This window comes from Bacillus sp. SN1, assembly GCF_002796895.1.
GTDB classification, from domain to species: Bacteria; Bacillota; Bacilli; order Bacillales; family Bacillaceae; genus Bacillus; species Bacillus inaquosorum.
The window spans coordinates 218989-232292 of sequence record NZ_PHIE01000003.1 but is presented as its reverse complement, the minus strand read 5'-3'; the positions used below and the strand labels follow the sequence as shown (position 1 = coordinate 232292).

14 protein-coding genes are annotated in these 13304 nt (G+C 46.3%); all 14 read right to left on the bottom strand.

Annotation, left to right across the window (positions count from 1 at the left end; genetic code table 11):
* Nucleotides 1–19 precede the first annotated feature (19 nt).
* Nucleotides 20–388 (bottom strand): VOC family protein, encoded by a 369-nt coding sequence (locus tag CVV77_RS12805; protein ID WP_249033935.1) that lies wholly within the window; start codon nucleotides 386–388, stop codon nucleotides 20–22.
* Entirely contained in the window at nucleotides 303–491 is a 189-nt protein-coding gene (locus tag CVV77_RS22410) for a hypothetical protein (protein ID WP_080010859.1), read from the bottom strand. The genes CVV77_RS12805 and CVV77_RS22410 overlap by 86 nt, the downstream gene beginning before the upstream one ends.
* Nucleotides 434–2230: a carbon starvation protein CstA gene (gene cstA, locus CVV77_RS12795; RefSeq protein ID WP_100275566.1), complete on the bottom strand. Its 1797-nt coding sequence runs from the start codon at nucleotides 2228–2230 to the stop codon at nucleotides 434–436. Before cstA ends, CVV77_RS22410 begins: the two co-directional genes overlap by 58 nt.
* A gap of 110 nt (nucleotides 2231–2340) precedes the next feature.
* Nucleotides 2341–3234, bottom strand: a complete 894-nt coding sequence (locus CVV77_RS12790) for a DUF4097 family beta strand repeat-containing protein (protein ID WP_100275565.1) — start codon at nucleotides 3232–3234, stop codon at nucleotides 2341–2343.
* Nucleotides 3231–3785 (bottom strand): HAAS signaling domain-containing protein, encoded by a 555-nt coding sequence (locus tag CVV77_RS12785; RefSeq protein WP_100275564.1) that lies wholly within the window; start codon nucleotides 3783–3785, stop codon nucleotides 3231–3233. Before CVV77_RS12785 ends, CVV77_RS12790 begins: the two co-directional genes overlap by 4 nt.
* On the bottom strand, nucleotides 3782–4108 hold the full coding sequence (locus CVV77_RS12780) for a PadR family transcriptional regulator (protein WP_019259126.1): 327 nt from the start codon (nucleotides 4106–4108) through the stop codon (nucleotides 3782–3784). Before CVV77_RS12780 ends, CVV77_RS12785 begins: the two co-directional genes overlap by 4 nt.
* Before the next feature lie 149 nt (nucleotides 4109–4257).
* Entirely contained in the window at nucleotides 4258–5760 is a 1503-nt protein-coding gene (gene abfA, locus CVV77_RS12775) for an alpha-L-arabinofuranosidase AbfA (RefSeq protein ID WP_100275563.1), read from the bottom strand.
* 18 nt (nucleotides 5761–5778) lie between these two features.
* The gene (gene araQ, locus CVV77_RS12770) at nucleotides 5779–6624 is read right to left on the bottom strand and encodes an arabinooligosaccharides ABC transporter permease AraQ (protein ID WP_019259128.1); all 846 of its coding nucleotides are present in this window, start codon (nucleotides 6622–6624) and stop codon (nucleotides 5779–5781) included.
* A complete protein-coding gene (gene araP / locus CVV77_RS12765; RefSeq protein ID WP_003237710.1) occupies nucleotides 6625–7566 on the bottom strand; it encodes an arabinooligosaccharides ABC transporter permease AraP in 942 nt (313 codons plus the stop codon).
* A gap of 35 nt (nucleotides 7567–7601) precedes the next feature.
* On the bottom strand, nucleotides 7602–8903 hold the full coding sequence (gene araN / locus CVV77_RS12760; RefSeq protein ID WP_100275562.1) for an arabinooligosaccharides ABC transporter substrate-binding protein AraN: 1302 nt from the start codon (nucleotides 8901–8903) through the stop codon (nucleotides 7602–7604).
* Nucleotides 8904–8933: 30 nt separating this feature from the next.
* The gene (gene egsA, locus CVV77_RS12755; protein ID WP_100275561.1) at nucleotides 8934–10118 is read right to left on the bottom strand and encodes a sn-glycerol-1-phosphate dehydrogenase; all 1185 of its coding nucleotides are present in this window, start codon (nucleotides 10116–10118) and stop codon (nucleotides 8934–8936) included.
* The gene (locus CVV77_RS12750; protein ID WP_100275560.1) at nucleotides 10115–10933 is read right to left on the bottom strand and encodes a sugar-phosphatase AraL; all 819 of its coding nucleotides are present in this window, start codon (nucleotides 10931–10933) and stop codon (nucleotides 10115–10117) included. Before CVV77_RS12750 ends, egsA begins: the two co-directional genes overlap by 4 nt.
* A complete protein-coding gene (araD, locus tag CVV77_RS12745) occupies nucleotides 10911–11600 on the bottom strand; it encodes an L-ribulose-5-phosphate 4-epimerase (protein WP_019259133.1) in 690 nt (229 codons plus the stop codon). The genes CVV77_RS12750 and araD overlap by 23 nt, the downstream gene beginning before the upstream one ends.
* Nucleotides 11601–11616: 16 nt before the next feature.
* Entirely contained in the window at nucleotides 11617–13299 is a 1683-nt protein-coding gene (gene araB, locus CVV77_RS12740; RefSeq protein ID WP_100275559.1) for a ribulokinase, read from the bottom strand.
* Nucleotides 13300–13304: the final 5 nt, after the last annotated feature.

Sequence of the window (13304 nt, the reverse complement as noted above, 5' to 3'; positions counted from 1 at the left end):
ATTGTTTTGGGCTTGTTCGTTATTCCATCGGACTGCAAATTTCAATATAATGTCCATCTGGGTCTGCGATATAGGCGACCGTCTGCCCCCATGGCTTCACTTTAGGCTCTCCAATAATTGTAACGCCTTGTTCTCTCACCCTTTTGATGACTGCTTCTACATTTTCAGTCACAAATCCGATTTCAAATGTGTGCGAAGCAGATGTATCTGGAATGTCTAGCGGCGTGATTTCTCTGGCGCTCTCTCGCGTATTAAGCGCCAATATCGTAGAACCTGTTTCAAATTCGACATACGTGCCGTGTTCAGCACGAATCGGCAGTCCTAAAATATCCTGATAAAAATGAATGGCCCGCTTGCTGTCTGATACGTATAGAATAAGATATTTCATTGATAGATTCATTTCCAATCCTCCTCAAATTTTTCATTAGCCCTTTTATCCCGGGATAGATGCTTCCATCCTTAAGCTCGGATCTTTCCACATCTGTGCCCATTTTTTTACTGCTGCAATGATAATGATGAAGCCTAACAGCAGCATGATGATCGATAATACGCCATTCAATACACTATAGCCTGCTGCTTCTGGATTGAGATACACATGGCGCACCATCCAATAGCCCGCATAATTGACAGTGACATATAAATAGGCAAGCGGGATAAGGCAGGTCAGAATGTAACGGCGTTTATCGGCGATTTTCAGTACTATGGTCGCTCCGATAATCAGCCCCACTGAAGCCATCAGCTGATTGGACACGCCGAACAGCGCCCAAATGGAACCGATATCCCCTGAATACAGCAAATAGCCCCACATGAAACAGGCAAGTGCGCTGGCAAATACAGCTCCCGGAATCCAGTCTGTTTTCTTCAGCGGTTTATACACCTCTCCGAAGAAATCCTGAATCAAATAACGGGCAACACGTGTGCCGGCGTCAATCGCTGTTAAAATAAATACAGCTTCAAACATAATGACAAATTGGAAAAAGTATGAGGCCAAATGGCTGAAAAACGGCATTCCGGTAAAAATATAAGTCATTCCCACCGCAAGCGTGACGGCTCCCCCTGTTCTTCCTTCTAAGTCCAAACCGATTTCCCTGCTCAATTCAGGCAAATGTACGACATCCATGCCGAGCGTACGGAAAACCTCAGGTGTGCTGTTAATCGCAAAGTAATCAGCAGGCTGCAAAGCGGTTGCCGCAATCAGTGCCATGATACCGACAAGACACTCGACAAGCATTGCACCGAACGCAACCGGCTTCATATCACTCCACTTATTCAGCATTTTCGGCGTCGTTCCTGAACCGACAAAAGCATGGAATCCCGAGATCGCACCGCAGGCAATGGTTATTGAAATAAATGGCCAGACGGGCCCTGCCAGCACCGGCCCTCCGCCTTTTACGAATTCTGTAAACGCAGGAAACGGGATGGAGGGATTGACGACAAACACCCCAGCAATCAAAGCGATAAAAACACCGATTTTCATAAAGCTGCTTAAATAATCACGCGGTGCGAGAAGCAGCCAAACAGGAAGCGCCGCTGCAAAGAACGCATAAACAGGAAGTGCTACCGAAAGCGTTTTCGTATCTAGCGTTAACAAGTCACCGAGCGCGGTAGTCTGCACCCATGGGCCTATAAAGACTCCTGCCATTAAAAAGAGAAAACCGATTGTTGAGGCGAGCTTTAAATTTCCTGTTTTCTTATAAAATAAGCCCACGCCCATCGCAATCGGAATCGTAATCCCTACCGCAAACGTTCCCCACGGATTGCGTTCAAGCGCGTGCAGCACAACCATCGACAGGCCCGCCATCGTAATCGTGATAATAAACAGCATGGACAGTCCCGTGCAAAATCCGGCAACAGGGCCGAGCTCATCCTTCGCCACTTCCGACAGCGACTTTCCATTTTTGCGCATCGATGCAAAGAGCACAACAATATCATGGACGGCTCCCCCTATTACCGCCCCGATTAACAGCCATAATAATCCCGGCAAATAGCCGAACTGCGCGGCCAGAATCGGTCCGACCAGCGGCCCGGCCGCTGCAATCGCCGCAAAATGGTGTCCGAACGAAACCCATTTATTTGTAGGCACATAGTCTTTTCCATCCTCAAGCGTGTGAGCAGGCGTCGGCTTATCATCATTCACTTTGAGAACCTTCACCATCATAAATGTTCCGTATAAACGATAGGCGATAGCCAAAATGCACATTGACGCTATCACAATTGTAACCGCATTCATTTTCTCCCAACCCCTTTGCTGTTTTTCATAAATATATCACAATTTCATAGTGAAAAGCGGTCATTTTTTCCTATACAAAAATGCCGGCTGGAATGGCCGGCTTGAGACAGTTAGTTTAGTTCAATATCTCCAGATGTTGTACGAACTTTTAAATGGTTAGAGATCCCGCTATCACCTACATAACCTACAATACGGTGCTCTGATTTTTCTTTATAAAGGATTTGATCGAGATTGACCGCGGCATCACCGGAGTCAGCCTGAAAATCCACTGCCAAGGATACAGGTTCTTTCTGATATTCTACGGACACACTTCCGCTCGTAGTGACGATGTCGATTTCTTCGTTCTGATTACCCTGAAGAAGATCAATATCCCCGGAGGTTGTCTTATAGTTCACCTTTTTAGCTGTTGTGTCGCTGCTTTTTATTGATCCGCTTGTTGTCTTTACCTCACCTTGGCCGAATGAATTTTGGTCAGCTTGAATATCTCCGCTCGTTGTTTTTAACGTTAGCTCGCTTTTGATGCGTGTATGCTTCATCTCAATATTTCCTGATGTAGAGTCAGCAGCTGATTGATCCGTTTGCGCATTTTCTATCAGAATATCGCCAGAGGTTGTCGTTACGGTTATCTCATCATACTTCTTTTCCGGAATAGTGATTGTGATTTTCATATCCTTTTCGCTGCTCCACGGTATAAAAGAGATGATATTCTCGCGTACTTTTTGATTGATTTTTAATGATTTTCCATCTTGGCTCACATCGAACAGCTTTTTGCTTTTATCACTGACTTTTCCTTCAGCAGCTACCTGAATATCATCCGTTTGCCCGCTTTTAACCTCTGTATTCATGGAGGTCGTTGTTACCTTAATTTTTTTAATATCTGAAGCATCATATGTTTCGGCAGCTTTCACCTCATCTTTTGTAAAATCTGAGGCAGCTGCAGAGATGACAGCTCCGATTACCCCGACTGCAAATACTGCGATCAATCCTATTATGATCTTTTTCATGTCTGCGCCCCCGTCACCAGCTTTAGATTATATCTGATATATCGTAAACTCATGCCATACAGCAGCTTGCCTAAGTGCCACAGCCCTATACACAGGAGCAGCCCCAGACTCCCAAACACGAGTGATAAAAAGAACTCCAGCATCATGTGCGTATTCATTTGAAACATCACCATGCCGACAAAAATGATCGGTGACACAGAAAGTGCAAGCGCCGCCCCGCATAATCCCACGTACACTCCTAAAATGCCAATAGCCGGTCCCAGCACGAAAATCATATTTAAGAAGCCTATCGCTGCTGCTGAACATACCATGTGAAAGAGGTTCTTTTTAGGGTGCTGCTCTGCTAAAGCAGTTTCCGTGACATCTTGCATCAATTCCTTTGCAATTTGTTTTGGGGAGCCGAGTTCCCTGATGATGTCCGCTTCTGGCCTGCCTTCTTTGATCCCTTCGGTAATATGTTCTTCAAAATCAAATAAGACCTCATTCCGCTCTTTTTCTGAAAGCGGCTTTAACGCTTTACTCAACTCCTGCAAAAACAGCTCTTGATTCATCGTTCTCCTCCCCTTGCCGTATCAATGATTTGATTGACAGATGCTGTGAACTGATCCCATTCTGCCAGCAGCAGTTTCATTCGCATGAAACCAAGCTTTGACATCGTGTAATATTTTCTGGCAGGCCCTTCGGAAGACGGCGCCATATATGTTTCTAAATACTCTTCTTTCGTCAGTCTTCTGAGAAGAGGATATAAGGTGCCTTCAGCAATCGCCATGTACCTGGAAATGTTTTGAGATAGCTCATATCCGTATTGATCTTTTTCGGATATTAATACAAGCACACATAGCTCTAATGCTCCCTTTTTAAATTGAGCATTCATCATAAAATCCTCCCTGCGGCTCGTCAATTTTGTTTACATTTTCCACCACTTACCCATATGGTAACATCTACTACTGAACATTACAAGGTACTGAACCATATCTACTGAGAAAAAAAGAGAAACCGGAGAGAGCTCCGGTTTTGTTTCTCTTATGACTGTTTTTTCAGGCGGATCACATTCCAGGAAAGCGGCGTGAAATGGGCGGTTAAGCCGTTTTCGCTGACAGACGATGTTCCGTTGGAATGCGGGACGACATTTTTTCTGTTATGCTGGTTTGTCGCTTTGATATCCTGATGCTCGAGTACGATGTGCTCTGCGATTTGATAGGATTCAAAGCCTCTGAGCGAAATCTCCGTCTCCATCTGATCCTCAGCTTTGTTTACCGCAAAAATGGTGAGTGTTTCTTCCTCTTCGGCATACACAACAGCGGCATCAACATATGGCACATCAGTAAAATCTGAGCAGTCGTACTTCGGCGAAGAAATAAGCGGTTTCAGTGACTCGCCCCTTCCGTAAACAGAAGCATGCATGTACGGATAGAAAATCGGCTGTCTCCATGCTTCCCCGCCTTTTTCCGTCATGATCGGCGCGATGACATTTACAAGCTGTGCAAGACACGCGATTTTCACACGGTCTGCGTGCTGCAGCATCGTAATGAGCAGAGAGCCGACCAATAAGGCATCTTCAAAATTATAAATATCCTCTAAAATCGGACGCGCAGTAATCCATGGCTCGACTTTTTTATCAGCCTCATTTGAGTGATACCAAACGTTCCATTCATCCAGAGAGAGATTAATTGTTTTCTTGCTGCGTGTTTTCGCTTTAACATAGTCACAGGTTGCAGCGACAGATTTAATAAAATGATCCAGATCCATGGAACGGGCCAAGTAGTTTGGCAGATTGTTATCCCGGTTTCCGTAATACGTATGGAGAGAAATATAGTCGACATGCTCATACGTATGCTCCAGCACCTTTGCTTCCCAATCGATAAAGGTCGGCATGCCGCTGTTTGAGCTGCCGCAGGCTACGAGTTCAATTGATGGGTCAACCCATTTCATGACCTTTGCCGTTTCCGCGGCAAGCCGTCCGTATTCGTCAGCTGTTTTGTGGCCGATTTGCCATGGGCCATCCATCTCGTTTCCCAGGCACCATGTCTTGATGCCGTACGGCTGTTCATAGCCATGCGATCTTCTTAAATCACTCCAGTAAGAGCCTTTCGGGTGGTTGCAGTATTCAACGAGATTACGGGCGGCATCTATGCCTCTTGTGCCGAGGTTGACCGCCATGTTGACCTCAGTGTTCACCTTTTTTGCCCAAGATAAAAATTCATTTGTTCCCACTTCATTGGTTTCTGTCGTTTGCCATGCCAAGTCAAGCCGTCTCGGGCGGTTTTCGACTGGCCCGACACCGTCTTCCCAGTTGTATCCGGATAAAAAGTTTCCGCCCGGATAGCGGATAATCGGAACCTGCAATTCTTTGATCAGCGACTGGACATCTTTTCTAAACCCATCTTCATCCGCTTCAGGATGATCAGGCTCATATATGCCTTCATATACCGCACGCCCCATATGTTCGATAAACGAGCCGTAAATCCGTTTGTCTACTTCACCGATTTTATATTCTTTGTCTACAATCATTCGCGCTTTTTTCATCACACGTTTCCTCCTTCATTAACCTTTGACTCCCCCTACCGTCAGGCCGGAGATAAAGTACTTTTGGAAAAACAAGAAAATGATAATGACCGGCAAAATCGCAAATACTGAGCCGGATATAAGCATGTCATAGTTATTGCCATAAGGGCTCAGCAAGCTGGACAGCCCAATTGGAAGCGTAAACATTTCTTTCGACCGAAGCACAATCAGCGGCCATAAGAAGTTGTTCCAGCTGTTTAAGGACTGGAGGATAATCATCGCACCGAAAGCCGGTTTCATCAGCGGCGCCATAATCCTGAAAAAGATTCCGAATTCTGTACAGCCGTCCATCCTTGCAGAGTCCAGCAGATCCCTTGGCAGACCGAGCGCATATTGCCTGAAAAAGAAAACAGCAACAGGTGAAACGATGAACGGCAAAATGACACCCGTATATGAATCGATCAAATGCAGTCCGACGGTAAGCTTAAACAATGGAAGCATCATCACTTCAAGCGGAACCATCATGATAATCAGCACAAGAACAAAGATGATATTTCTGCCCTTAAAATCATAAACCGCAAGCCCGTACCCGATCATCGAAGAAAAAAACAAAGTGAGCACGGTCGTGAAAAGCCCAAGCACAAGACTGTTAAAAAACCATTTGAAATAAATGCTGCCGCCATTAAACAGAAATGTATAATTATCAAGACTCATCACTTTAGGATCAATGTCAAGATTCAGACCCACACGCAAAAGCTCAGATGACGGCTTTAATGATCCTAAAAGCAAACAGAAAATCGGAAAAATATACAATAGGCTCAGCATAATAAAAAACAGGGTCAGCGCGATTCTGTAAACGCTAAACTGAGGACTGTGCCGCAACATTTATCCTTCCCCCTTAAACGAACCTGACAGCTTTAACGAAATCAGGCTGACAACAAGGATCACAATCAAAAGCACAATGCCGATGGCCGCTCCGTATCCCATTTCATTGTAAGCAAGCCCCTGCTGATACAAATATCCGACAAGCGTCAGACCGATATTACCCGGGGAATTATTTTGCCAAAGGACGTAGCTTTCCTCAAACATCCTGAATCCGCCGATGATGCTGATGGTCAGCACATATACAGTTACAGGCTTGAGAAACGGCAGTGTGATGTGCATAAATTTTTTCATCGTATTCGCGCCGTCTATATCAGCGGCTTCGTATAGCTCTTTCGGCACATTTTGCAGGCCGGCCAAAAAGTAAAGAATGTTGATTCCCATCCATCTCCACGAAGCAAGCAGCACCATCAGAAACATGCCGGTATGTTCATTGTTCATCCAGTTCTGAGGTGAAAAGCCGAGTTTGAGTAAGATGGAATTGGCCAGCGACGTTTCCATTTCTCCGAAGATCAGCCGAAAAATGATCCCCGCCACTATGGTAGAGGTCAATGCCGGAATGAATAGCGCTGATTTGAATATATTTCTGAATTTGACCAGCTTTGAATTCAGGAATATGGCCAGAAGCAATGGGACAGGAATCAGCACAATCAGCGTCCAAAAGGTGTATTTCAGCGTATTCCAAAGGGCGGTATAGAACGTCGGATTGTTTAGCGCAGTGTAATTTGACAATCCGACAAACGTCACCTCTCCCGGCAATATTCTTTGAAAGCTCATGATGAAGACGCTAATGATGGGGTATAGAAAAAATACGAGAAAGGATAGAACGAATGGCGCTGTAAACAGATAGGGCGCCGCTTTTTTCGAATAAAATAGATCTCGCCAGCCTGATTGTTTCGCAGCTGAAGGAACGGGATGAACCGTTCCCGTTTTCACAGGTTTCATGAGAACCTCCCCGCTTTCACTTTTTGAATGGGATTCTATTTCTGTTTCAGTTCACCTGCCGCTCTGTCCAAGGCTTGTTTAGGCGTTTTTTGCTGAGATTTAAGTGCGTCGAACAATACGCTTCTGTTGACAAGGTCTGAAGCCTTGGCAAAATCCTCATGTAAATAAATCGGATTGATTTCATCCTTGATATCGAGCAGCACAGAAAAAATGCCTGTTCCGTTTTGGAAGTAATCCGTGTATTTGTTTTTCTCTTTTAATTCCTTGGAGCTCCATACATCCCAGCGAAGCGGATCAAACCCGAGTACGCTCCAGAGCTTTTTGTTTCCTTCTTTAGAGCCCTTCGCAAAGACCAAAAACTCTTTTGCTAATTCAACATGCTTAGCTTGCTTCGGCACAACAGTTGCCGTACCGCCCAAACCTGCCGAACGGTCGCCTCCCTCTTTCCATGCCGGGAGCGGCCGGATAGCAATCTTCCCTTTCAGATCAGGCATATAATCTATGAATCTTCCCATATACCAAATCGGCATCAGGACTGAAGCGGCTCCGCCTTGGTTCATAAAGCCGTAGTATTCTTCACTGTGATGCCCACCGCCCGGCGCAGGAATCATCGTTTTATCATTGATCATGTCTTTTAAATATTGAAGTGTTTTGACGTTGGTGTCGTTATTGAGGATCAGCTTGCCGTTTTTATCAAAATAGCCTGAGTTTTGCTGTGAAATCATGGATAAGAACGTTCCGGAATCATTTGTTTCCACCGTTCCCATCGGCTTCCCGGTCACTTTGCGCACTTTCTGCCCGGCTTTATGGTAATCATCCCACGTTTTAATATCATCAGGATTGACGCCGGCTTTTTTCATCACATCCATGTTATAAAACATGACTGTCGTCCCTACATGAGTATCCAGCCCGTACAGCTTGCCGTTTTTGCTGTACAAGGTTAGCCGCGCCTCAACGAATTTATCGCGGTCCTTTTCAATCAGCGGAGACAGGTCGGCAAGCGGTATGTCAGAGCCCTTCAAAAAGTTTGAAAAACGGGCCAATTCGACATCGGCAATATCAGGGACGCCTTCTCCCGCGATTAAGGAGATAGACAAGTTATCGTGCATTTGCCCATATGGATAAACGACCGTATTCAGTTTAATTTTGCGGTCAGGATATTTTTTGTTCCATTCCTTCACCATTTCTACATAAAACTGCTCATGAAGTCCGTTAAATGTCCAAAAGGTCAGCTCGGTTTCACCCGATTTTCCGGATGATCGTTCTGCTGAACAGCCAGCAATGAATAATGTCAGCAGCATCATGAGCACAAGAAAACAGGCAGTCATTTTTTTCATCTGCGTTACCCCTTCCATTCGAGGTGCGGGCTATTCATATAGACCATGATTGATCAGCGTTTTGTTTTCATTGATAATTCTTAATCCGGTGCAGCGGTCTCTTAAGGTGTGGGCGTGTCTAAAGGCATTCTTGACGGAATCCTGTCCGACACCGATTTCGTCAAAAGACGCAGGGCCTCCGGCTGATCTCAGCCAATCGGCCAGCACTTCTCCTTCCGGGAGCGTTTCATAAGCCGATTGAATGGCTTGGCGCCGGTGCGGAGAAAATTCGTTCAGCCCGTCATCCAGAGCGAGCTTTCTGTATGTGTCAGTCAATAAAACAGCGGCACATCCCACCTTTGCCCCATGAAGAATCTGAGGCCGGTTTTTCTCCATTAATTCCATCTCAATCCAATGTGAAATATGATGCTCTCCGCCTGATGCCGGGCGGGAATGGTCTAAGGCCAGCATGACAAGCCCAGATACAATTAAAGATTCCATCAAAACCCGTATGCCTGTTTCCGTTTTCATCGCAATGTCTTCTGTGTGTTCGATACAGGCATCAAGCGCCTCCTGAACGAGCTTAGCCCCTGCTGGCGAATAAGGCTCGCCGGCAAGATGGCGGGATATTTGCCAATCAGCTAAAGACGTTATTTTACCGAGCATGTCGCCAAATCCTGCCGCCACCATTGACTGGGGTGCCGATTTTAATAGTTCCAGATCAGCAAACAGCGCGGACGGAGCCTTCGTTTGGATGGTTGTTTTCGTACCATATAAAATAAGAGGCGCCCCGGCTGATGTAAATCCGTCTACAGATGGAGCAGTTGGATAAGAAATAAACGGCAAATCCCTCTGAAACGCTGCAAAGCGCACGATATCATGAATCGTGCCCGAACCGACAGCGATCATGACATCCGTTGTTTTTTTCGTATGGACCAGGACATGAATGAGCGACCGTTCATCAGCCGTCACATCTCCGGCTTCATTTTCCGGAATGATCAGGCACTCGGCCTGAAATCCTTCTTGATTCAGTCGGTTTTCCAGATCAATTCCCGCAATGCGGTGTGTATTCGAGTCGCAGACAAGAACGATATGCTTACCGTTTTTTCTTTTGACATAATCCAATAACGGATCAGCTGCTTGTTTATCGATAACAATTTCTTCAACTTCTATAGGAAGCGTCTTTTCTCCCGCGTGTTCAAAAGCACGCTGAACGTCAGCTGTGATATGATTCATAGCAGAATCCCCTCCTCAGCCAATTTGGTTACATCTTTAATGGACTCCAGCACGTAATCCGGCGAGTACAAACGCTGTTCACCCGGTTTCGCAGAACCAGTAAGCACTAAGGCGCTTTTCATGCCATAAAGCTTCCCCATCGCAATGTCTGATTCAATGCTGTCCCCAATAATCATGCATTCATGTGCGGACAGCCCCATTGCTGTACAGGCAGCCTCCGCCATCAGCCATGACGGCTTTCCGACAACAAGCTCCGTTTTCGCTTGAGCGGAAGCCTCTATCGCCCCAATCATTCCGGCCACATCGATGGCATTGCCGTCTTCGTTCGGAAAAGAGCGGTCTTTGTTTGTAGCAATAATACGCGCGCCGCCGGCGGCCGCTTGAAAGGCTTGATTTAGGTCTTCGTACGTAAGCGTTTCATGAAGGGAGATCACAAGCCAATCCGCTTCCTTCGGTTCGTTCGCTTGCTGCACGCCGGCCAGCCTCAGTTCATCAACCAAGCCTTCTTCTCCGAGCACCCACACCTTTGAAAACCGATAATGGTTTTTCAGAAAACCTGCTGTCACGCTTGACGACAGAACAATGTCATTTACGTCCGCATCAATCCCCGCGCCGAGAAGTTTTTTTCTGCACATGGCACGGGAGATATTACCGCGATTGCTCAGAAAAACAATTTTCTTTCCCATTTCACGAAGCGTATGGATCGCTTCTCTTGCCCCTTCAATCAATTCATTTCCTCTGAATACAGTACCGTCCAAGTCAATCAGAATGCCGGCCGGTGACACTGCGGAATCATGACTGGCCATAATACGCATTTGCTCCGTGTTTTCGATAAAAATGCTTTTCATGAAGGACTGTATTGATTGGGTTTACATCTTTGTTCAGCATAATGGAGTGATAGGCCATTTCCGCTACCGTTTCTAATACAACTGCATTATGAATGGCATTTAAGGCATTCGTGCCCCAGCAGAACGGGCCGTGATTATTCACGAGCACACCCGGCACCTGTTCGTAGTTATGTTGCTGAAAGGTTTCCGCTATGACTTTTCCAGTATTCAGTTCGTAGTCATGAATGATTTCTTCATCGTACATTTCTCTTGTACACGGAATCGCGCTGTCAAAATAATCAGCATGTGTCGTGCCTAACGGCGGAATGTCTCTGCCCGATTGCGCCCAGCTTGTCGCCCATTGAGAATGGGTATGGACAATTCCCCCGATATTCGGAAAGGCTTTATATAAATAAACATGGGTAGGCGTATCTGAAGAAGGCTTAAGCGAGCCTTCGACGACCTCTCCTTCAAGGTTTAAAACAACCAAGTCATCTGCTGTCAGGTCGCTGTATTCGACTCCGCTAGGTTTGATGACAATTCTTTCATTTTCACGGTCAATGCCGCTGACATTTCCCCACGTAAAGGTTACCAGCTGATGCTCTTGAAGCTTCAGGTTGGCAGCCAGCACTTCTTTTTTTAATGTTTCAAGCATGCTCCATCACCCTTTATCAATTCTTTTTGGCGGCAGATGAAAATTGAAGATTTTTAATTGCTTTCAGACGCTTCATGACATGGTTTTCTTTTCCGAAATAGTAAACCAGCTCTTTATATTCAGCGTACAATTTTTCATACACCGCAGCGTTTTCGGCGTTTGGCGAATAAGAAATATCTTTCAGTTTTCCCATGTGCGCCGCTGCCTCTTTGATGTCGTCGTATCCGCCGTTTTCTTTACCTGCGGCAAGCGCGCCGAAAATGGCAGATCCTAAGGCAGGGGCTTGCGGGGAACCAGAGATTTTAATGTCCATGTTTGTCACATCCGCATAAATCTGCATGACAAACGGGTTTTTTTCAGCTATTCCGCCGGCTGCGTACAGCTCCTCAATCGGAACTCCGCTTTCTATGAACGTTTCGATAATCATCCGGGTTCCGTAAGCTGTCGCTTCAACTAGCGCTCTATAAATCTCTTCAGGCTTCGTCAGCAGTGTCATGCCAAGCAGCATCCCTGTTAAATCAGCATCAACAAGGGTTGAACGGTTTCCATTCCACCAATCCAAAGCAAGCAGGCCGCTTTCACCCGGCGCTTGAAGGTTTGCCTTCTCGCTCAGGAGTTCATGAATGCCAATGTTTTTTTCCTCTGCTTCCTCTTGATACGCTCGCGGGACACATGTTTTCACAAACCAGTCAAAATGATCGCCAACACAGGACTGCCCGGCTTCATATCCCGCATAGCCGGGAAGAATCCCGTTATCCACGACACCGCACATACCAGGCACGATATGCACCTCTTCGCCTAGAAGAACATGGCACGTTGAGGTTCCCATAATCATCAGCATTTTCCCTGGCTCTGTGATGCCGACTGCCGGCACGGAAACATGCGCGTCAACATTGGCCACAGCAACAGCTGTACCCGGAAGAAGGCCTGTCAGCTGTGCCATTTTTTCTGTCAATTCGCCGGCTTTTTCGCCCACTGGATGAATAGAACCTGCTAATTTGTCTTTTGTAATCGTTTTCATTAATGGATGTAATTTGTCAAAGAAATCATCTGACGGATACCCCGCTTTTTCACTCCAAATCGCTTTATATCCTGCAGTACAGTTGCTTCGCTTAAGCGAGCCGCACAGCTGGTACACGATCCAGTCCGCAGCCTCGATGATCCGGTCAGCCGCTTCATATATATGAGGCGCTTCTTCGGCAATCTGCATGACCTTCGGAATCATCCATTCAGAGGAAATTTTGCCTCCGTACCGCTGTAAAAAAGCTTCTCCTTCTTCCTCCGCGATTTGATTGAGCCGATCAGCATGTTTTTGGGCCGCATGATGCTTCCAGAGCTTCACATAGCTGTGCGGCTCCTCTTCATATTCCGGCAGCATGCATAACGGCTGTCCTGCACTGTCAACAGGCAGGATCGTACATGCCGTAAAATCAATTCCGATCCCGACAATGTCTTTCGGTTCAACCCCCGTCTGTTCGAGTAACGACGGAATGGTTGTTTCCAAAACTTCGAGGTAATCAGCCGGATGCTGCAGCGCCCAGTCGCGCGGCAGCCTTTGACCCGTTTTTGGAAGGACGGTATCAATGACAGCATGCCTGTATTCTTTTACAGCAGCCGCCAGTTCCTCCCCTGTTTGGACATGAACGAGCACCGCTCTTCCTGATAAAGTTCCAAAATCAACCCCTATTGTGTAAGCCAAGTGAC

What these genes read in the sequence shown, in the direction of transcription:
- CVV77_RS12805 (WP_249033935.1), bottom strand. Translation starts at nt 388, where the DNA reads ATGAAATATCTTATTCTATACGTATCAGACAGCAAGCGGGCCATTCAT.
- CVV77_RS22410 (WP_080010859.1), bottom strand. Translation starts at nt 491, where the DNA reads ATGGGCACAGATGTGGAAAGATCCGAGCTTAAGGATGGAAGCATCTAT.
- cstA (WP_100275566.1), bottom strand. Translation starts at nt 2,230, where the DNA reads ATGAATGCGGTTACAATTGTGATAGCGTCAATGTGCATTTTGGCTATC.
- CVV77_RS12790 (WP_100275565.1), bottom strand. Translation starts at nt 3,234, where the DNA reads ATGAAAAAGATCATAATAGGATTGATCGCAGTATTTGCAGTCGGGGTA.
- CVV77_RS12785 (WP_100275564.1), bottom strand. Translation starts at nt 3,785, where the DNA reads ATGAATCAAGAGCTGTTTTTGCAGGAGTTGAGTAAAGCGTTAAAGCCG.
- CVV77_RS12780 (WP_019259126.1), bottom strand. Translation starts at nt 4,108, where the DNA reads ATGAATGCTCAATTTAAAAAGGGAGCATTAGAGCTATGTGTGCTTGTA.
- abfA (WP_100275563.1), bottom strand. Translation starts at nt 5,760, where the DNA reads ATGAAAAAAGCGCGAATGATTGTAGACAAAGAATATAAAATCGGTGAA.
- araQ (WP_019259128.1), bottom strand. Translation starts at nt 6,624, where the DNA reads ATGTTGCGGCACAGTCCTCAGTTTAGCGTTTACAGAATCGCGCTGACC.
- araP (WP_003237710.1), bottom strand. Translation starts at nt 7,566, where the DNA reads ATGAAACCTGTGAAAACGGGAACGGTTCATCCCGTTCCTTCAGCTGCG.
- araN (WP_100275562.1), bottom strand. Translation starts at nt 8,903, where the DNA reads ATGAAAAAAATGACTGCCTGTTTTCTTGTGCTCATGATGCTGCTGACA.
- egsA (WP_100275561.1), bottom strand. Translation starts at nt 10,118, where the DNA reads ATGAATCATATCACAGCTGACGTTCAGCGTGCTTTTGAACACGCGGGA.
- CVV77_RS12750 (WP_100275560.1), bottom strand. Translation starts at nt 10,933, where the DNA reads ATGCGTATTATGGCCAGTCATGATTCCGCAGTGTCACCGGCCGGCATT.
- araD (WP_019259133.1), bottom strand. Translation starts at nt 11,600, where the DNA reads ATGCTTGAAACATTAAAAAAAGAAGTGCTGGCTGCCAACCTGAAGCTT.